Annotated in this window: 18 protein-coding genes; 14 read left to right on the forward strand and 4 right to left on the reverse strand. The window is 51.3% G+C overall.

The annotated features are described in order from the left end of the window. Positions 1–70 precede the first annotated feature (70 nt). The 8 genes from obgE to HRU77_02985 all read left to right on the forward strand — a co-directional run bounded on the left by obgE (position 71) and on the right by HRU77_02985 (position 7,869). Positions 71–1,135, forward strand: a complete 1,065-nt coding sequence (gene obgE, locus HRU77_02950; protein QOJ19740.1) for a GTPase ObgE — start codon at positions 71–73, stop codon at positions 1,133–1,135. After that, a complete protein-coding gene (locus HRU77_02955; GenBank protein ID QOJ22047.1) occupies positions 1,120–2,238 on the forward strand; it encodes a glutamate 5-kinase in 1,119 nt (372 codons plus the stop codon). The genes obgE and HRU77_02955 overlap by 16 nt, the downstream gene beginning before the upstream one ends. Before the next feature lie 20 nt (positions 2,239–2,258). Then, positions 2,259–3,368 carry a DUF1624 domain-containing protein gene (locus tag HRU77_02960; GenBank protein QOJ19741.1) on the forward strand — a complete coding sequence of 370 codons (1,110 nt, stop codon included), beginning with the start codon at positions 2,259–2,261 and terminating at the stop codon, positions 3,366–3,368. Positions 3,369–3,556: 188 nt separating this feature from the next. Next, positions 3,557–4,912: a porin gene (locus HRU77_02965; GenBank protein QOJ19742.1), complete on the forward strand. Its 1,356-nt coding sequence runs from the start codon at positions 3,557–3,559 to the stop codon at positions 4,910–4,912. A 162-nt stretch (positions 4,913–5,074) separates the two neighbouring features. Then, a complete protein-coding gene (locus HRU77_02970; protein QOJ19743.1) occupies positions 5,075–5,404 on the forward strand; it encodes a hypothetical protein in 330 nt (109 codons plus the stop codon). Between the two features lie 81 nt (positions 5,405–5,485). Next, positions 5,486–5,788 (forward strand): PepSY domain-containing protein, encoded by a 303-nt coding sequence (locus HRU77_02975; GenBank protein ID QOJ19744.1) that lies wholly within the window; start codon positions 5,486–5,488, stop codon positions 5,786–5,788. Between the two features lie 57 nt (positions 5,789–5,845). Beyond that, positions 5,846–6,532, forward strand: a complete 687-nt coding sequence (locus HRU77_02980; protein ID QOJ19745.1) for a response regulator transcription factor — start codon at positions 5,846–5,848, stop codon at positions 6,530–6,532. After that, the gene (locus tag HRU77_02985; GenBank protein QOJ22048.1) at positions 6,529–7,869 is read left to right on the forward strand and encodes a GHKL domain-containing protein; all 1,341 of its coding nucleotides are present in this window, start codon (positions 6,529–6,531) and stop codon (positions 7,867–7,869) included. The genes HRU77_02980 and HRU77_02985 overlap by 4 nt, the downstream gene beginning before the upstream one ends. Before the next feature lie 182 nt (positions 7,870–8,051). On the opposite strand, the gene HRU77_02990 is transcribed toward HRU77_02985, so the two are convergent. Beyond that, complete coding sequence (locus tag HRU77_02990) at positions 8,052–8,324, reverse strand: TMEM165/GDT1 family protein (protein ID QOJ19746.1); 273 nt, start codon at positions 8,322–8,324, stop codon at positions 8,052–8,054. A 414-nt stretch (positions 8,325–8,738) separates the two neighbouring features. Here HRU77_02990 and HRU77_02995 point away from each other — a divergent pair, with 414 nt between their 5' ends. After that, positions 8,739–9,551, forward strand: coding sequence for a C1 family peptidase (locus tag HRU77_02995; protein ID QOJ19747.1), 813 nt, complete (start codon positions 8,739–8,741; stop codon positions 9,549–9,551). A gap of 178 nt (positions 9,552–9,729) precedes the next feature. Then, the gene (locus HRU77_03000; GenBank protein ID QOJ19748.1) at positions 9,730–10,014 is read left to right on the forward strand and encodes a protease inhibitor I42 family protein; all 285 of its coding nucleotides are present in this window, start codon (positions 9,730–9,732) and stop codon (positions 10,012–10,014) included. 146 nt (positions 10,015–10,160) lie between these two features. Here the strand turns inward: HRU77_03000 and HRU77_03005 are convergent, their stop codons facing one another. From HRU77_03005 to HRU77_03015, 3 genes are all read right to left on the reverse strand, one after another. Beyond that, positions 10,161–11,654 carry an alginate export family protein gene (locus tag HRU77_03005; protein QOJ19749.1) on the reverse strand — a complete coding sequence of 498 codons (1,494 nt, stop codon included), beginning with the start codon at positions 11,652–11,654 and terminating at the stop codon, positions 10,161–10,163. 430 nt (positions 11,655–12,084) lie between these two features. Continuing rightward, positions 12,085–12,384: a transcriptional regulator gene (locus HRU77_03010; protein QOJ22049.1), complete on the reverse strand. Its 300-nt coding sequence runs from the start codon at positions 12,382–12,384 to the stop codon at positions 12,085–12,087. 74 nt (positions 12,385–12,458) lie between these two features. Next, positions 12,459–13,454 carry a sodium-dependent bicarbonate transport family permease gene (locus HRU77_03015; GenBank protein QOJ19750.1) on the reverse strand — a complete coding sequence of 332 codons (996 nt, stop codon included), beginning with the start codon at positions 13,452–13,454 and terminating at the stop codon, positions 12,459–12,461. A gap of 589 nt (positions 13,455–14,043) precedes the next feature. Here HRU77_03015 and HRU77_03020 point away from each other — a divergent pair. From HRU77_03020 to groL, 4 genes are all read left to right on the forward strand, one after another. Continuing rightward, on the forward strand, positions 14,044–15,540 hold the full coding sequence (locus tag HRU77_03020; protein QOJ19751.1) for a PAS domain S-box protein: 1,497 nt from the start codon (positions 14,044–14,046) through the stop codon (positions 15,538–15,540). Beyond that, on the forward strand, positions 15,537–16,154 hold the full coding sequence (locus tag HRU77_03025; GenBank protein QOJ19752.1) for a response regulator transcription factor: 618 nt from the start codon (positions 15,537–15,539) through the stop codon (positions 16,152–16,154). Before HRU77_03020 ends, HRU77_03025 begins: the two co-directional genes overlap by 4 nt. A gap of 852 nt (positions 16,155–17,006) precedes the next feature. Further along, positions 17,007–17,297, forward strand: a complete 291-nt coding sequence (gene groES, locus HRU77_03030) for a co-chaperone GroES (protein ID QOJ19753.1) — start codon at positions 17,007–17,009, stop codon at positions 17,295–17,297. 64 nt (positions 17,298–17,361) lie between these two features. Continuing rightward, positions 17,362–19,011, forward strand: coding sequence for a chaperonin GroEL (groL, locus tag HRU77_03035; GenBank protein ID QOJ19754.1), 1,650 nt, complete (start codon positions 17,362–17,364; stop codon positions 19,009–19,011). Positions 19,012–19,088 lie beyond the last annotated feature (77 nt).

The following is a 19,088-nucleotide window of genomic DNA, read 5'->3' on the forward strand; positions in this document are numbered from 1 at the left end:
GATGGGGCTTTTTTGTTTGCAGGCTGTGGTAAAGACGTAAAAACAGTCATACAATAATAATCAGTTAGCTATGAAGTTTATCGACGAAGCGGTTATCCAGGTATTGGCCGGAAAAGGCGGTAACGGCGTCGCCAGCTTCCGGCGGGAAAAATATATTCCGCGCGGTGGACCCGACGGCGGCGACGGCGGCCGGGGCGGCAGCATCTTCGCCATAGCCGACCGCAACATCAACACCCTGATCGACTACCGCTTCGCCCGTATCCATCGCGCCAAGAACGGCCAGAACGGTCAAGGCTCGGATCGCTATGGCAAAAGCGCCGAGGACATCATATTGCGCATGCCGGTTGGTACACTGATCAAGGATCTCAATACCGGCGAGATCGTCGCCGACCTGGTGCACGATCAGCAAAAAGTTCTGCTGGCCAAAGGCGGCACCGGTGGGCTCGGCAATTTGCACTTCAAGTCCAGCACCAACCGCGCGCCGCGGCAATTTACCTTCGGCGAACCCGGCCAGGAATTTGAGTTGAAACTGGAACTCAAGGTGCTCGCCGATGTGGGTTTGCTCGGCATGCCGAATGCCGGAAAATCGACACTGATCCGCGCGGTATCCGCGGCACGTCCGAAAGTGGCCGATTACCCGTTCACCACCTTGCACCCCAACCTCGGCATGGTGCGTGTCGACCAGAACCGCAGTTTCGTCATGGCCGATATTCCGGGGTTGATCGAAGGCGCAGCTGAAGGCGTGGGATTGGGTCACCGCTTTTTAAAACACTTGGCGCGCACCCGGCTGCTGTTGCATGTCATCGACATGATGCCGCCGAATGAGGAAACCGATCTGGTGCACGAAGCACATGCACTGGAAGCGGAATTGCGGAAATACGACGAAGCGTTGTATCAAAAACCGCGCTGGCTGGTCATGAACAAAACCGACATGATGCCGCAGGACAAACGCGACGAGATTTGCCAAGAGTTTGTCAAAAAAATGGGCTGGCAAGACAAATACTTCATCATCTCGGCGCTGACCGGTGAAGGTTGTCAGCTCCTGACGTATGCCATCATGGATTATCTGGATCAGCATTTGCCGCCGCAACCCGAAAACCCGATTCCGGAAAACGAACTATCGAATCCATGTTAAAGCAAGCACGCCGTATCATCATCAAAGTAGGCAGCAGCCTGGTCACCAATCAAGGCAAAGGACTCGACCATGCCGCATTAGCCGGCTGGGCGGCGCAAATCGCCGCACTCAAGCAAATGGGCAAGGACATCATCCTAGTTTCCTCCGGTGCAATCGCCGAAGGCATGCAGCGGCTGAACTGGGAAAGCCGCCCGACCGCGCTGTACGAATTGCAGGCAGCAGCAGCCGTCGGCCAGATGGGACTGGCGCAAGCCTATGCATCCAGCTTCTCACAATACGGTCTGCAAACCGCCCAAGTGCTGCTGACGCACGAAGATTTGTCGAACCGCAAACGCTATCTAAACGCCCGCTCGACCCTCACCACGCTGCTCAAACTGAACATTATTCCGATCATCAACGAAAACGACACCGTTGCCACCGATGAAATCCGTTTCGGCGACAACGACACGCTGGCGGCATTGGTCACCAACCTGGTCGAAGCCGATGCGCTGGTAATTCTGACCGATCAGGCCGGTTTATACACCAGCGATCCGCGCAAGGATCCGAGCGCGAAATTGTTACCCGAAGTCCACGCCGGTGATCCGGCGCTGGAAAAAATGGCCGGTGGCGTCGGCAGCAGCATCAGCCGCGGCGGCATGCAAACCAAGGTGATCGCGGCCAAACGCGCGGCGCGCAGCGGCGCGGATACGATCGTTGCTTCGGGACATGAAGATAACGTGCTGGTACGTTTGAGTCAGGACGAAGCGATTGGTACCCGTTTTGTCGCCAAATTGCCGGTGCTGGCGGCGCGCAAGCAATGGCTGGCCGACTATCTGCAAGTGCGCGGTTACGTCACGCTCGACCCAGGCGCGGTCAAAGCCCTGACCGATGACGGTAAAAGCCTGCTGCCGATCGGCGTAGTCGCCGTCAACGGTGAATTCGAACGCGGCGAGACGGTTTCCTGTCTCGCCCCGGACGGACGCGAAATCGCACGCGGCTTGATCAACTACAGCGCGATCGAAACGCAAAAAATCCTGAAACAACCCAGCAGCGACATCGAAGCGATTCTGGGCTACGTCGACGAACCGGAACTGATTCATAGGAACAATCTGGTTCTGCTGTAATCACCGCACCCTCCGCCGTCATGCCACTCGATTCCCTCGCGCCACGCATCGCTGCCATCGACTGGCTGCGCGGCATCGTCATGATCCTGATGGCGCTCGACCACGCTTCGTGGTTTTTCAATGCCCAGCGTATCTTCGCCGATTCGGTGTTACTGTTTGAGCCCGGTACCCGCTTCGCCGCGGATCAATTCTTCACGCGTTGGATCACGCATATCTGCGCGCCGACGTTTCTGTTTCTCGCTGGCACCTCGATCGCCATCAGCAACTCCCAACGGTTGCGGCAAGGCATGAGTGACGCCTTCATCGAGCGCGAATTATTGCTGCGCGGCGCATTCATCGCGCTGCTCGACATCGGGCTGTTCTCGCTGATCGGCGGTAAACCGGTGTTGCAAGTGCTGTACGCCATCGGCATCAGCATGATGCTGATGGTCTACCTGCAGCGTCTCGGTGCGGGCGCGGTTTTCTGGCTGGCGGTTCTGATCATCGCAGGCGGCGAATTCCTGCTGACGGCGCTGTGGCAACCGGGCGGCGACGTGCCGCTTTGGCTCGCGCTCACGTTTGCGCCGGATTTCGGCGAGACTTATACCGTGCTCTACCCTGCCCTGCCGTGGCTCGCCATGATGATGCTCGGCTGGGCGTTCGGCGAACGCTTCATCGTCCATCCCCCCGCTTCCTGGCAACCGCAGCGCGTGCTGATGACTGCCGGCTGGTTTGCGTTGACGCTGTTCGTCATCATTCGCGGTCACGACGATTACGGCAATCTGTTCATGCATCTCGAAGGCAATACCCTGATCGATTGGTTGCACGTCAGCAAATACCCGCCCAGCCTGGCCTACACATTGCTGGAACTGGGTCTGATGGCGATTCTGCTGTCGCTGCTAATGCGATTGGAATCATTCAACAAAACCATCAACTCTAACAATCCGGTGCTGGTGTTCGGCCAAACCGCCCTGTTCTTCTACCTCGCGCACTTCGCCGTGCTAACAGCACTGAAACCCCTGTTCGAACGCGGCAGCCTGGAACAAACTTACGGGGTCACGCTGCTGGTGCTGATCATCCTCTACCCCATCTGCCGCGCCTACCGCACATTGAAATGGCGGCATCCGCAAAGCGGGCTGCGCTTTCTTTAAATATAACGGTTCTTGATTTATCGATGCGCGCTTTGTGGCTATAATGAGCGCCCTGTTGAATTGGAGCAATTGCACACTCCTGCCGCCCGGAAAAAGAGATACGCTGCGTCAGGAAAGAAAACCGCTCCTCATTAACCCTTGAATCGCACAACGTCAATTAAATTGTTTTTAAACATACACCCCTCCCCATGCAAGGCCATCCGGTATATTCAAAATGGTTATGGTTAGCCATTACCTGTTGTTTTTTCTTTTTTCTCACGGATTCCGAGAATCTCTACGCCAATGAGCTGAGAAAATTCCTGGCACATAAAAAACTGGAATTCGGCGGTTGGATTCATGGCGGCGCCACGTTCAACCCGAGTCAATCGAGTGGATTTAACGGCCCGGTCATTTTTGCCGATCAAGCCAACCGTTTTCAACTGAATCAATTCAACTTGTTCATGCGCCGCCCCGTGGTGTCGGCGGGCAAGCGATGGGATTTCGGCGGCCGCTTTGATTTCATGTTCGGTACTGACGCCATTTTTACCCAAGCCTTCGGCGTACCGGCATTCGATGTCAATACCGGTGAACCCTTGAAAAGAAGCAGTTGGGATCTTAATTTATGCTGCGCTTCCACGCGCACATACGGTATTGCCCTGCCGCAAGCGTACTTAGAAGCTTATGTGCCGATCGGTAACGGTCTCAACATCAAGCTCGGCCATTTTTATACACCGACCGGTTACGAGACTGTCCCGGCGCCCGATAATTTCTTTTATACGCGTGCGTACACCTTGAATATCGGCGAACCGTTCACACACACCGGCTTACTGTTCAATTACAAAGTCAATTCCAATTGGTTGATTCTGGGCGGCCCGCTCACCGGCAGCGCTAACGGTGGTTGGGATGCCGGTTGGGATAAACAATTGGGAAATTGGAATGGCATTACCGGGTTCACTTGGAGCAGCGACGACAAGGCGACTTCGTTCCACCTGTCCGGCACGTATGGTAAAACTTCGGAGCAAAGCAGTGAAATCTGGGGGTTTTATAATGTCGTGCTGCAACATAAGATCACGCCACGGACACAGATAGCCCTGCACCATGTTTATGGTCATGCCGGCGGTGTTTTGCTAAATAATCTCAAATACGCCAACGTAGTCAAAGATGCCGAATGGTTCAGTGCCATAGCGCATCTATACCACGACCTCACCGATAACGTCGCAATCGGCATGCGCGGCGAATGGTTTCGCGACCAGGACGGTTTCCGGAATCCATCGCCGTTCCGGGTGGCAGCCGCCACCAACAACGTCAACGGCGCACCTGTCAGTTACGCCGGCAACCTTAACAACGTCACCATCGCACCCGCTGACTACTATAACTTCACCGTCGGTTTCAACTGGAAAATAGCCAGAACATTTAAAACCCAATGGGATTTCATCAAAAAATTGAATATCCGCTCAAACATCCGCTACGACCGGGTCGATGCCTATAAAACAGCCGCTTACCGCCCGTTCTCCGGCAATAAGGATCAGATTTTATTTTCACTGGATTTCGTCTTGCCGTTTTAAGGAAGCTTAGAAAAAAGCAACGAGCGGCGATCGGCTGCTGCCGAATTAATCAGCGTTTCCTTAGCAAACCGCTTTCTCCATTCAGTTTTCATTCAGACAAACCGGCGTAGATTGGCTCCATCAGGAATTCACCTGAAACGAATAACGCAAAGGAGAAATATCATGAGCACTCAAACAAAAAAACTGGCCGGTCTCGTATTGATCACATCATTAACCATCAGTTTGGCGATTCCTTCTTTGGCGCAAGCAGGCAGAGGCCATCACGGTCATGGTCATCGCGGTCACCATCACGGCCATCACCATCACAAGCATCACAGTCATTTCAATGGCTATGTCTATAGTCAGCCACGCGGTTATTATCAGCCATACTATCCGCAGCCGCAGTATAACTATAATTACAGCTATTACCCTCCTGCTCCGGTCTATGCCGCTCCGCCTCAAATGATGATGGGCATCAATACCGGAAATGTGGACTTTATGTTACGCTTCTGATGCGAAAAGCGGGGATTGGATACGGATTAAAACTATTCTTCCCCGCTTAATTTCTTCCCCGGTATGCAAGGATGCTGTGTTATGAACAGATGGCGGCAAGCGTTACTGATTGCATTGATAATGGGCGTTGCAATGGTGGATGCAACGGCCGGGCGGCAACATGCAGTTAGTGAGTCCGGCAAAGCAAACGATGCGGCCGGCGGTATTTCGGAACAGCGCGCGATTGCCATCGCCCAGCAGCATTTTAAAGGCCGTGTGCTGGCGATCAATCAGACCGGTCATCTCTACCGCGTCAAAATACTGAGCGATCAAGGTTCGGTTCACATGGTTTTGATCAATGCGCGAGATGGCAGCGTGGTGTCCATGCATCATCACCCGAATTGAAACATATGCCTGCACTCGATTTTAATCATTTGATACCATACCGCACAGGAAACAGCCATGCGCATCCTGGTCATTGAAGACGAATTCCGGCTGCAAAACCAGATCCGCCAGCAACTGGAAGCGGCGGGTTATATGGTCGATACGTGCAGCAACGGTGACGAAGGGTTGTTTCTCGCCAGCGAATACCCGCTCGACGCCGCCATCATCGATATCGGCTTACCCGGCAAATCCGGTTTGGAAATCATCAAGGCATTGCGCGAACGCGGCAGTCTGTTGCCGATTCTGATCCTGACCGCACGCAGCAGCTGGCAAGACAAGGTACAAGGGTTGGAAATGGGCGCGGACGATTACCTGACCAAACCGTTTCAAATGGAAGAGCTGCAAGCCCGGGTCAAAGCATTGCTGCGCCGCGCCACCGGCATCCCGCAAACGTTATTGAAATGCGGCCCGATCACGCTGGATGTCACGGCGCAATCGGTCAGCGTGAACGGCGCAATCATCGAATTGACCTCGTTTGAATATCGTTTGCTGGAAGAACTGGTGCGCCACCACGGCGAAGTGCTTTCCAAGCATACGCTCGCCGACTATCTGTATCCGCACGACGAGGATCGCGACAGCAACGTACTCGAAGTCATGATCGGCAGGTTGCGGCGCAAACTCGATCCCGGCGGCACGTTGAACCCGATCGAAACCATACGCGGACGCGGTTACCGCTTCACATTGGAATGCAACAAATCGTCATGATGTCGCTCAATCAGCGCGTCTTGCTCAGCGCGACGCTGGTCTTGCTGGTTTTTATCGCCGGAATTACCTTGACACTGGATCGCGCTTTCTACGACAGTGCGCGCATCGGCGTGAAAGATCGGTTGTTTGCGAAACTATTGATGCTGATGGGTGACGCCGAAGTGGAAGAATCCGGTGAACTGGATGTGCCCACCAACCTGCTGGACGCTGAACTCGGTCACGTCAATTCGGATACCTACGCCTTCATCGTCGGCCCTGCCAACACCATCATGTGGCGTTCCACTTCAGCGCTGAACAAACCCATTCCGGCCATTACACTACTGGAAAAGGGCAAAAAAGAATTCGAGCAAATCCTGCTCAACGATGAACCGTATTTTATTTACCGCTACGGTGTTGCCTGGGAAACACCGTCCGGCGATTACCCGTTGACTTTCCACGTCATTACCGACACGGTGCTGTTCGAAGCGCAAATCGAACGTTATCGCGAGGATTTGTGGGGCTGGCTGAGCGTGATGGCTGTTTTTCTGCTTGCTACGCAAATGTTGGCATTGCGCTGGGGCTTGTTGCCGCTGCGCAAAGTTTCCGTAGAGCTTGCCGCGATCGAATCCGGTCAGCAGGAAAGCCTCAAAGGCACCTACCCTAGCGAACTCCAGCTGTTGACCGATAGTATCAATTCTTTGATCACACACGAACACAAACAGCAGAAACGCTACCGCAACGGTTTGGCCGATTTGGCGCACAGCCTGAAAACGCCGCTCGCCGTGCTGCAAGGCGCGATCCATAGCGAAAACGACGAAGCTATGCGGCGCAAAACGATTCAAGAACAAATCGACCGTATGGATAACACCATCCAGTATCAATTACGCCGCGCCGCAACCGCCGGTAGCTCGCCCGGTATGGGATTGATCTTGTTGCGCCCGATGGCCGACCGGATCGTCAACACGGTCACTAAAGCTTATCGCGACAAACATCCTCACATCGCCGTGGTAATCGATGACACCATCAGTTTACGCATTGACGAAGGCGACTTGATGGAATTACTCGGTAATTTGATCGACAACGCATTCAAGTGGTGCCGCCACAGCATCCATTTATCCGCCGATTACCAAGACAATCAGGTGGTGATTCAAGTCAAGGACGACGGCCCCGGTATCCAGTTGCATGAAATCGCCCGGATCCTGGAACGCGGCGTGCGCGCCGACCAATCCACGCCCGGTCACGGCATCGGCTTAGCGATTGTGCGCGATATCATGCAGGTCTATGGCGGCGAGCTATCGATCGAAAACAATCCTGATGGCGGTCTCTGCGTCACTTTGCGTTTAAAGAAAAGCAAATAACATTCACGATCAGCTTACATACCGCACGTTTTACCTCCTCCTCAGGAAGCTCTGAAAAGGTAGCGAGCAACAGTCAGGCAAGGTGAAATCAGACGAAAAAGCGCAACTTACAAATAGACAATGAGCATTTTGAGTCTGATTTCAATCCAGCATGACCAAGCCCAGTAGTTTTCAGAGCTTCCTTAAGCTTTGATCAGCGTCCATGCACCGATCAGGATAAATCCCGCTCCTGCAATATAATGCAGCTGTTTTTCGCTGATATAGCCGGAAATAAAACTGCCCGCCAGCACCCCGATCGCCGAAGTCGCAATCAACGCCAGCGAGGCGCCGATAAATACCGTCAGCTTGCTGACTTCTTTATCCGCAGCAAACAACATCGTCGCCAATTGTGTTTTATCGCCCAGTTCTGCGATAAACACGGTGGCAAATACTGTCAGTAAAATTTTGTAATCCATTGTGATCGTCCGAAAATTAGATTTGGGTGAAATGCGTATCGCTTGAATCCTATCATTGCAATGCTGTGGTAAAGATCACAGTGTCATGACATGCGACGTGATAGCATGATAATGCATGTGGTTTCTCAGTGGCTTGCCGGGTTGCTCAACGCACAATCTGATGGTGGTTTTCTCCACATCGATTTGGTTGGCTTTGAGTGTGAATTTCACAGGATTTACCGCATGCACGCAACTGCTGCGCAGTTTTTTCCACACGAAATACGATGGATTGCGCAAAATCCGCTGTGAGTAAATTGCCAGGAGAAAATCGTAACAGGGTCAATTCATAAAGGGTATTAAGCTTGATTTCAATAACCATGCAGAGGGCACGAATCTTTCGCCCGCGTTCTCGCATTTTATTCAAGGAGAATCACCATGAATTCAACACCAAACGCCAGACCTGAAGCAAACCGGATATGTAACCTCCTCCCCTCGCGCGATACCGAGCGCGACTGGGGCATCAAGCACGCTGTCGCAGCCGGTGCCGTTGCCGCAGCACCCGCAGCCTTGCCCGCCAGTGTCGATTTGCGCGCAACCTGGTGGAATATCGGCAACCAGGAAAGCACGGGATCCTGTGTCGGTTGGGCATCCACTGACGGCGTAACCCGTTATCACATGGTCAAAGCCGGCAAAATTATTCAGCCTGGTTTTTTGTCGCCGCGCTATACGTGGATGGCGTCGAAAGAAACCGACGAATTCACAAGCCGCCCGGAAACCTTTATCGAAGGAGCCGGTACTACGCTGAAAGCAGCCATGGATATTCTGCGTAAATACGGTGCGGTCCCTGAAGCCATACTGCCTTTCCATATTTCGACTGCGATGTATCTGGGCGACGAGAACACATTGTATGCCACTGCGGCAACTCGGCGCATCGCGGCCTACTTCAATCTCGGCAAGGACATGAACAGCTGGCGCAATTGGCTGGCCACCCATGGCCCTATCATGGCCGGATTGAATGTCGACGCAACCTGGGATAATGCCACGGCAACCCATGGCAAGCTTGACGGCTTTCAACCCGGCACCGTTCGCGGCGGCCACGCTGTGTGTATTGTCGGCTACACGGCGGATAAACGCTTCATCATTCGCAACAGCTGGGGAACGGCATGGGGAGATCATGGTTTCGCTTATGCCAGCGAGGCTTATATCAACGCCGGCTTTTACAACGAAAGCTACGGCGTCACCGTCTAACCGATGCGCCTGGAGCATCAAGCAGTCCGTGACAGAAACGCAGCCATTCTTGTAGCGGGCATTGGCAACTGCACCGGTAGCCGCAGGTCTCACGTACGCGACCGGTGCAGTTTGCGAACCACCCCTGGAAAAGGTTTCTTCCCCCATGCTATTGATCACTGACGAGGATAATGCACGAATGATCGATATCTGTCTCGGCGAGAGAATTCGAATCCGCTTGCCGGAAAATGCGACGACTGGTTACCGCTGGGCAATCGATCATGTCGACCAAACACTTATCGAAACGATCACAACCGAGCCCCACTATCCATCGAACGCTGTAGGTTCAGGGGGAGAAGTCGAATTCATTTTCCAGAGCAAGAAAATCGGCTCTGGAGAAATTGCGCTAAAACATTGGCGCCACTGGGAGGGAGATTCATCGATCACACAGCGCTTCCTGCTGCACTTCAATGTGCGATCATAATCCCATCGCTCCGATTCATTCCTTCGACATGCTCGGAAATGGGAATCGACTATTGATTACATTGTTATATGCTGCAAACGTCGCATGTAATCACCCACGATTCCCTTTTCGTATTGAAGCCGGGTTACTGATCGTGTTTCACCAGGTTAAAACTTAAACGTCACCATGGTGTAACCGTAATTGGTGTCCTTCATACCGGGGCTGAATGGCACCTTGTCGAAGTAATCGCCCTTGAACAGATGGCTGTAGCCAAAGTCGAAACTCATCCGTTTCAAATAACTCCACTGCGGATCCCATCCTAAGCTGATATCCAGCATGTTGCCCAGAAAGCCGCCGGCGCGGCCGGTCGGGTCTTGCAAGCCGCTGCCGACGAATGCACCGCGTTTATCCGCCAGCCAATACGCGCGATGCGACATCATCAAACGCACGGAAGGCGTGGGCACGAGTGTGGCGCGGAAACCGACGGGCGACAGCAGGTTGGACGGGAAGAACGGGCCGAACATACCGGTCGGACCATACTCGACCCGGCGTTTTGCGTACAGGATGTCGAAATTTTTGTCCGGATCGCGGTCTCCCGACGCGAAGTCGAACAGGTAAACGGCGCGTAGCGGCATCGCCGTATTGAAACTATATCCAATTTCGCCGTGATGGCGATGGGCGAACAGGCTTTTATCCCGGGTATCGCCGAATTGGTACATGGATTCAATTTCATAATCCATGCTGCCTTTCGTGGGCTTGGCGAACAATCTGAAACCGGTGGTCGACAAGTTGCGCCGTCTAAGATTATCACCTTCGTTCAATTGCAGGAAATAACCGTCAAAATTGGCCCAGCGTAGATCACGATTGGTGACGTAAGCGCCGGAAAAATAAGTCTCAGGGGTGTTCCAGTTCAACGATGTCGGATCCCGTTGCACCGGCCGGGAACCGAACACGCGCAAACTCCATTTTTCATCGGTATTGCCCATCATGAAGTGCAAACCGTCGAACGCAGGCGTGAATGGCCCCCAGCGATGTCCCCCGACCAGACGGGCTTCACCCAGGTCCATTACGAAACGGCCAACTTCGAATTTCGCCGCGTAGCCTGTGCCGAGAAAATTCTTGTCGTGTACACCGAGGTGCAGTTGGGTGAAGTCGAAATGATCGGCCATGGTCGGGTTATGATCTTGACCGAAATTGGCCAGCGGGGCGCGGAAATCGGTCAATTCCAGCGTGAATTTGAGCGGATCGATAATATTCTTGACTTCAAACAAGAAACGGGTGCGTTGATGAACCTGATCGTTGAATCCCGGAATAGCTTTGGTGAAACCGTGATCGTATACGTCGTATCGGGTACGATGCTCGATTGCGACATTAAGCCAATCCGGCGCCATCGCGGCAAGCGGCGTTTTGTGCTCTTCCATCAGCTTGGTCAAGCTGTCAAAGTCGAAACGCGTGCTTCCCGGTGTTCCCAGTGCACTGAAGGGTGCGCCATTCTTTCCGTTAGCTGGCGCAGTTTTATTCTGAGCGACAACGGACGGCTTTTTGGCCTTGTCCGGTTCCGTTTTTTCCACTTCCGCCGCAAACAAATGCGGACTCCATAAAAAGCACCCAATGATGAAAAAAACCGTCCAACAGGTAAATTGAATATTTCTCCACGTCATTTTGACACCCCCTCTTTTAGTGATTCTCAAGTAAAAATCTGACATAACCGATTCAACTTTTTTAAAATATTACTTGGAGATAACAAGCTAAAAAATCCGTGCAAGCACCTAAGCGTAAACCCTTATGCGCCTAGGGGCAAAAATGCGTAGAGCATGCTGAAAAACGCAATAACAGTGCAAAATCCGATCAACGCCGGAATTCTGCAGCAATAATAGGAGAATTGATGATCAGGGATTGGATGGGAAAAGCCGGTCTTATATCAAGGAAAAAATAGCATAATCATTGCCTTGCATACCGACAGCTTGCAAAGCGATAAAGAATCGCATGCGCTTAAAGAGCTCCGGAAAATCCCGGCTGATAGCAGCCGGGATTCCGTTTGATTCCTACAAGTAAAGCGGTTTTACCTGCGGTGCTTCGATCAGGTCCGGCTTAGTATGAGGCGGCCGGCCCGATTGTCCATTTGCAATCGGAAATCAGACACATGCCGCCGAACTCTTTTAATCTGGGGTGAAGTGTCGTGATGACCTTCTCCGCCTGTTTTTCTTCACAGGCGAGTACTATCAAGGCATTATTCTCCGCCAACGCGTAATCCTCCGGATTACGTTCACCGGTTGCACCCAACCCCCCCACCCTCTTTATAACAGTGAAGCCGCGCACATTAGCCTCCTCAAGCAGTTCGCGCAACGCACCTAACGAATCTTCATTGATGACGATCTCGATCCGCTTCATCGATATTAAAATTTCCGATGGTATTACCATGATTTTTCTCCCAAAATATTTATACCGTTATGAGCGATGAATACTCATACCAGCGGGTAATAAGTCTCGTGTAAGTACTGAGCAGCCGCATAATACATGGGAATACCGACCACTACGTTAAATGGGAAAGTACAGCCGAGAGACAAAGTCAGATAGAACGACGGATTGGCTTCCGGTATCGCAAGGCGCATCGCCGGCGGCACCGCGATATAGGAGCAACTGGCTGCCAATACCGTCACCAGTGTGATGCCGCCTACCGAGTAGCCCAGCAAGAAGTGGCCCACAAACAAACCGCATGCCGCGCCAATCAGCGGCATCGCAATACCGAAACCAACCAGGAAAACACCGACACTCTTAAACTCCGACAATCTTTTTCCGGCTTCCATGCCCATATCGCACAAGAATATGCACAGAGCGCCCATGAAGATAAGTTCAAAGAAAGGTTCAATTTTCTTGTAGCTGGGATCCGAGACTACCCAGCCAATCGCCATTGAACCGAACAGCAGCAAAATACTGCCGTTGGTGAAGGCTTCGATTATCAGATGCTTGTACATCCCTTTGTCGGCTTTGGTGGCGCCGCCCATGATTTTCCGCGAATAGCCGGCCAGCACCAGGCCGATCATGATTGCGGGCGATTCCATGATTGCCAGCATGATGACGGGATAAGCTTCATACGTGACACCGATCCCCCCCAGGAAAGCAACCGCCGTCATATAAGTTCCCGCGCTGACCGAGCCGTAATGCGCGGAAATGGCGGCAGCATTGAGCGGGTCGATTTTTCCAAGCGCCCGTAGAATAATATACGCGACGATGGGTAAGCCGATACCGAATGCGAGCGCCGCCCATACCGCCGGAATAGCGGATGCCATATCGGATCCGGCAAGCGCTTTACCGCCATGAAGTCCGATACCGATCAGCAAATAAATGACAATCATCTTGTGCATATCGGGAGGGAATTTCAGATCCGATTTGATGAGGCAAGCAAACATACCCAGCGCAAAGAACAATATTGCCGGTACGAGAAGACTGGACAGAGACATGATTACACTCCTCTTATGCTAAATTAGTTAAACGTGGAACTCTGTGTGTGCTATCGTGGAGCGTCGTATTAAGACCGTTTTTAACTGCAACCGGGTGCGCCTTGACCATCACCCGGACCGGATCCGCGGCAAATATTTTGCCCGGAACAATTGACCGGGCAAATCGAGTGAATCCGTAAGCTGTTATTTTTCTATTCATCCTATTTCTCCAAACTATTGAAAGGTTTTATGGCATGCAGGGAAAACAACACCTCAACGGATACAACCGGCATACAAAAATCAAACTGTTTTCTTATCTCATGGGGTAGATAATTCAAGCAGATGATGTTCTTCGGCATACCCGTATCACAAAATACTCAGCAGCACTTAGGCAAAATCAGTGATCAAAAATTAAGTGGTGACTAAGTTTGTGTCATATCCCCTGCTGTCAAAATCCTACAGAAGAACTACGAGTGGTAATATTCGTGCTAACACGTAAGGGTAAATACGTAGGTATAAACCCTTATATACAAACAATTTATAGAAAATAATCATTTTTTATCGTAAGCTTTGCGCGTTTCGTATCTGAATTCAACAGCAGGAAAATAACGTGATTGCTTCAGTTAAAAGCTTAAGTTTCTCGACAGTATTTGATGCGGCGGCGGATGCGATGCTATTGGTTGAACACTCCGGGCACATCGTGTCGGCAAACCCCATCGCGCAACGATTGCTAGGTTATACCGAGGCTGAGCTGAAAGGTCTGGCGATCGAAATGCTGATCTCTCCCCGCTACCGCAAACAATACCGCTACTACCAAAAACTATTCTTAAGCAAACCGGTCAAGCGCCCCATGAGTGCCGGCAATGAGCTTGTCGCATTGAATCGCGAAGGCAAGGAATTGTTATTGGATATCAGTCTCACGCCTATGGAAGTGAGGCAAAAGCTATATACCCTCATCATATTCAATATCGCCAACCGGCGGCTGGATACCGAGGAAGCGTTGCGTGCCAGCGAAGAACGGTTACGTTTGGCCAAGCAAGCGGCAGGCTTGGGTATTTTCGACTACGACTTCAAGCACAACATCGTTTATTGGGACAAACAGATGCGTAAGTTCTGGGGGAAATATTCCGAAAAAACCGTAAGCTATGAAGAATTCGTGGCCGCCATACACCCGGACGACCGGGAAGCGCGGCAGACGGCTATCAATAAGGCGATGGATCCCGCCAGTAACGGCGAATTCAAGTTGCAATACCGCGTCATCAATCCCGTTAACGGTGCCGAGCGCTGGATATCGGCACGCGGACGGGTATATTTCGAGGGTGGGAATCCGCACCGGATGATCGGCGTCACCCGGGATGTTACTGAACAGAAGACTATCCAAAAAAAGCTGCAATTACAACGTGATGAAACGGAAAATATTCTCAAACAGCAAGTGGCGGCACGCACGGCATCGGCAATCGCACATGAACTCAATCAGCCGCTAGCGGCAATTTCCGCGTATAGCGAGGTCGTGCTGCACGCGCTGAACACCAATAGTTTTAGCGCCGGCAATTTGCGCAGAGCGCTGCAAGGTTGCGTGGAACAAGCGCAACGCGCCGGACGCAGTTTGCACGAATTGCTGGCTTTTCTGCAGAAAGGCGAGCTGGTAACCGAACATTCCAATCTTGCCGAAGTCATCCATGAAGCGCTGAACATCGTCTATGACGACGGCTATGGAGGATTTCATCCGGTGCTGCATTTGCAACACGATCTTCCCGCTGTGCAATGTAATCGCACGCAGGTTCGGAAAGTCCTGGTGAATCTCTTCAGGAATGCGGTGGAAGCCATGCGCACCGTCGATTCGCCGACTCTGTCGATCACCACTCAAGTTCAGACGGTTAACGAAAAAAATGTTGCCATCGTGATCGTACAGGATAACGGGCCGGGCCTTGATCAGATCGCCATTAAGCGCATATTTGAGCCTTTTTTTACCACCAAACCTTCAGGCATCGGCATGGGACTCGTGATCAGCCGTGCCTTGATCGAAGCCAATGGCGGTCAATTATGGGTGGATTTTGATGCAAAACCGGGAGCTAAATTCTTGTTTACTCTACCATTTGTGACATGATTATGTATGAACCGACCGTTTTTATTGTGGATGACGACGCTGCCGTGCGGGATTCGTTAACGTTGATGATCGAGCAGGCCGGCATGCGCGTGCAGTCATTCGAAAATGCGAAAGCCTTTCTGAACGCCTATCAACCGAATTTCTTCGGTTGTGTCATCATCGACGTGCAAATGCCCGGAATGGACGGTCTGCAACTGCAAGATGAATTATCGTGGCGCAAGATTTTACTACCGATCATTTTCCTCACCGGCCACGGCGATATTCCCATGAGTGTCAAAGCCATCAAAGGCGGCGCAATCGATTTTCTGACCAAACCGGTAATCCGGGAAAAATTGCTGATTTGCGTGCGCGCCGCATTCGCCGAAGCTAAAAAGAGAATCAGCGATTTCACACAGAATCAGGAAATCGCCACCTGTCTGACCAAACTCACCCGGCGTGAGCGCGAAGTCATGCTATTGGCCGTGCAAGGGCGCTCGAATAAAGAAATCGGATCTTGTCTGGGTATCAGCTTCCGCACCGTGGAAATCCACAAATCCAAAATCATGCAAAAAACAGGGGCCTGCAATCTGCTCGACCTCGCCCGCATCGCCCGCGAAAGCGAACTGGGCGAATAACTTGTGCTCATTCACGTTTTTTCAAATTCTACGTTACGCACGAATTCTGTTGTCACTGCTGGCTGAGGTGGCCTCCCTGAACTGAGCAACCTGAGAGAAAATTAAGGAAGCTCTGAAAAAGATAGCGAGCGATGATCAGGCAAGGCGGAGTCAGACGAGAAAGCGCAGCTTACTATTAGTAAATGAGCATTTTGAGACTGATTTCAACATAGCATGACCGAGTGCAGTAGTTTTTCAGAGCTTCCTTAAGCTCTGTTGTGATATCGGCTGCTCAGTTGGTTGAGCCAACGGGTGGTCACATCTTGACAGATAGAGATAGACCAGATGCTGCTTGACTGGAGTACCGGCTTCGGGTTTAAGGATAATGCTGGCGATGCTCAGCGTCTCCGTCACGGAAGCTGATTTTTCTCGATCAAATCGAATGCCTTGGCACTGAAACCGGATTGCGTCACTGTGATTCCAAGTATTTGTTTGCCTGTTTGGTCAATTGCGGCCGACTATTGATCTTTGGTGGATGAATCCGTGCCGCGATACCGGCTTTAAATACAACAGTCTCTTCTCTTGAATTGCTGCCAATACTGTTTTCGATTTGAATTCAAATTTCGTTTTGATCATCAATGTAATAATCCCCACCAAGAATCTTTAAATTTATATCAATTTTTACAATATGTTACAAATAATTCTTATATTCTGATCTTGAAATTCATGGTCATAATCCCTATCATTGGCACTCGTAACTGATGAGTGCTAATAATTTCTTTTATTCTACATTCAGATTTTCAAAAAGTGCATCAATGAAATGCAAAGCATTTCATAAATTCTGATTTTTTAACTTTTATGGGAGAAAATAGTATGAAAATTCGTCCTTTGCATGATCGTGTGGTTGTCAAGCGATTGGAAGATGAGCGTAAAACCGCTTCAGGTATTGTGATTCCAGACAGCGCAGCAGAGAAACCTGATCAAGGTGAAGTGCTGGCAGTCGGTAAAGGAAAGACTGGCGATGATGGAAAAGTGCGTCCATTGGAAGTCAAAGTTGGCGATAGAGTATTGTTTGGAAAATACGCCGGACAGTCGGTTAAGGTTCAGGGTGAAGAGTTATTGGTAATGCGTGAGGAAGATATTATGGGTGTGATTGAAGACTAACGCTGTGCGCCGGTTAGATTACTCACTGAAGATAATGTGTTGTTAAGAGATTAGGAGAAAAGTTATGTCAGCAAAAGAAGTGAAATTTGGTGATTCAGCACGTCATAGAATGGTGGCTGGTGTCAATATTCTGGCGGATGCGGTGAAAGTGACGCTGGGCCCGAAAGGCCGCAATGTCGTGTTGGACCGCTCGTATGGCGCGCCGACTATTACTAAGGACGGTGTTTCAGTTGCCAAAGAGATCGAATTAAAAGACAAATTCGAGAATATGGGCGCGCAGATGTTGAAAGAGGTAGCCAGCAAAACCTCCGATGTCGCCGGTGACGGTACAACCACCGCGACGGTATTGGCGCAAGCGATCGTCAAGGAAGGCATGAAGTATGTTGCGGCGGGCATGAACCCGATGGATCTTAAACGTGGCATCGACAAAGCAGTGGTTTCAGCTGTTGAAGAACTGAAAAAACTATCGAAGCCTTGTGCAACAGCAAAAGAGATCGCTCAGGTGGGCAGCATTTCTGCAAACTCCGATACCGAAATCGGCAAGATCATTGCAGATGCGATGGACAAAGTAGGTAAAGAAGGTGTAATCACCGTAGAAGACGGCTCCGGGTTACAGAATGAGCTGGAAGTCGTCGAAGGTATGCAGTTTGATCGTGGTTACCTGTCGCCTTATTTTGTCAGCAGCGCGGAAAAACAAATTGCATTGCTTGATAGCCCATTCGTTCTACTGCACGACAAAAAAATCTCCAACATCCGGGATTTGTTACCGGTATTGGAACAAGTTGCCAAAGCTGGCAAGCCACTGTTGATTATTGCGGAAGATGTCGACGGCGAAGCATTGGCTACGCTGGTGGTTAACAATATCCGCGGCATTCTTAAAACCTGCGCGGTTAAAGCACCTGGTTTCGGTGACCGCCGCAAAGCCATGTTGGAAGACATCGCGATCTTGACCGGTGGCACCGTGATTGCAGAAGAAGTTGGTCTGACACTCGAAAAAGCAACGCTCAACGATTTAGGGCAAGCTAAACGTATCGAAGTGGGTAAAGAAAATACCACGATCATTGACGGCGCCGGCGATGCCAAAGCAATTGAAGCGCGTGTTAAACAAATCCGCACGCAAATCGAAGAAGCGACCAGCGATTACGACAAGGAAAAACTGCAAGAACGTGTGGCTAAACTGGCGGGTGGTGTTGCATTGATCAAAGTTGGCGCGGCGACCGAAGTTGAAATGAAAGAGAAAAAAGCGCGCGTTGAAGATGCCTTGCATGCAACGCGTGCGGCTGTAGAAGAAGGGGTAATTCCGGGCGGCGGTGTAGCATTGCTGAGAACCTCGCCGGTTGTGAGAAGCACCAAAGGCGACAATCACGATCAGGATGCCGGCATCAAGATTGTACTGCGCGCATTGGAAGAACCTTTGCGTCAGATCGTCACGAACTGCGGTGATGAGCCATCAGTAGTCGTCAATAAAGTCACCGAAGGTAAAGGCAACTTCGGCTACAATGCGGCAACTGGCGAATATGGCGATTTGGTTGCAATGGGTGTTCTGGATCCAACCAAGGTAACCCGTTCCGCGTTGCAAAACGCTGCATCCGTGGCAGGTTTAATGCTCACCACCGATGCTATGGTAGCCGAGTTGCCGAAGGAAGAAGCACCTGCTGGAGGCGGCATGGGTGGCATGGGCGGTATGGGTGGCATGGGCGGCATGGATATGTAAAGTCAGCCAACTCATTACACGCAGTATTTTGATGACAAACAGACTCCATAATTTTGGAGTCTGTTTTTTTATGTTTG

This window comes from Gammaproteobacteria bacterium (assembly GCA_015709615.1).
Lineage (GTDB): Bacteria > Pseudomonadota > Gammaproteobacteria > Burkholderiales > Nitrosomonadaceae > Nitrosomonas.

Bases quoted from the DNA above. Each gene is read 5' to 3' on its own strand.
- HRU77_03005 (QOJ19749.1), bottom strand. From the start codon at position 11,654: ATGACGTGGAGAAATATTCAATTTACCTGTTGGACGGTTTTTTTCATC.
- HRU77_03000 (QOJ19748.1), top strand. From the start codon at position 9,730: ATGATCGATATCTGTCTCGGCGAGAGAATTCGAATCCGCTTGCCGGAA.
- HRU77_02975 (QOJ19744.1), top strand. From the start codon at position 5,486: ATGAACAGATGGCGGCAAGCGTTACTGATTGCATTGATAATGGGCGTT.
- HRU77_02985 (QOJ22048.1), top strand. From the start codon at position 6,529: ATGATGTCGCTCAATCAGCGCGTCTTGCTCAGCGCGACGCTGGTCTTG.
- HRU77_02980 (QOJ19745.1), top strand. From the start codon at position 5,846: ATGCGCATCCTGGTCATTGAAGACGAATTCCGGCTGCAAAACCAGATC.
- obgE (QOJ19740.1), top strand. From the start codon at position 71: ATGAAGTTTATCGACGAAGCGGTTATCCAGGTATTGGCCGGAAAAGGC.
- HRU77_02965 (QOJ19742.1), top strand. From the start codon at position 3,557: ATGCAAGGCCATCCGGTATATTCAAAATGGTTATGGTTAGCCATTACC.
- HRU77_02960 (QOJ19741.1), top strand. From the start codon at position 2,259: ATGCCACTCGATTCCCTCGCGCCACGCATCGCTGCCATCGACTGGCTG.
- HRU77_03015 (QOJ19750.1), bottom strand. From the start codon at position 13,454: ATGTCTCTGTCCAGTCTTCTCGTACCGGCAATATTGTTCTTTGCGCTG.
- groL (QOJ19754.1), top strand. From the start codon at position 17,362: ATGTCAGCAAAAGAAGTGAAATTTGGTGATTCAGCACGTCATAGAATG.
- HRU77_03025 (QOJ19752.1), top strand. From the start codon at position 15,537: ATGATTATGTATGAACCGACCGTTTTTATTGTGGATGACGACGCTGCC.
- HRU77_03010 (QOJ22049.1), bottom strand. From the start codon at position 12,384: ATGAAGCGGATCGAGATCGTCATCAATGAAGATTCGTTAGGTGCGTTG.
- HRU77_02990 (QOJ19746.1), bottom strand. From the start codon at position 8,324: ATGGATTACAAAATTTTACTGACAGTATTTGCCACCGTGTTTATCGCA.
- HRU77_02995 (QOJ19747.1), top strand. From the start codon at position 8,739: ATGAATTCAACACCAAACGCCAGACCTGAAGCAAACCGGATATGTAAC.
- HRU77_02970 (QOJ19743.1), top strand. From the start codon at position 5,075: ATGAGCACTCAAACAAAAAAACTGGCCGGTCTCGTATTGATCACATCA.
- groES (QOJ19753.1), top strand. From the start codon at position 17,007: ATGAAAATTCGTCCTTTGCATGATCGTGTGGTTGTCAAGCGATTGGAA.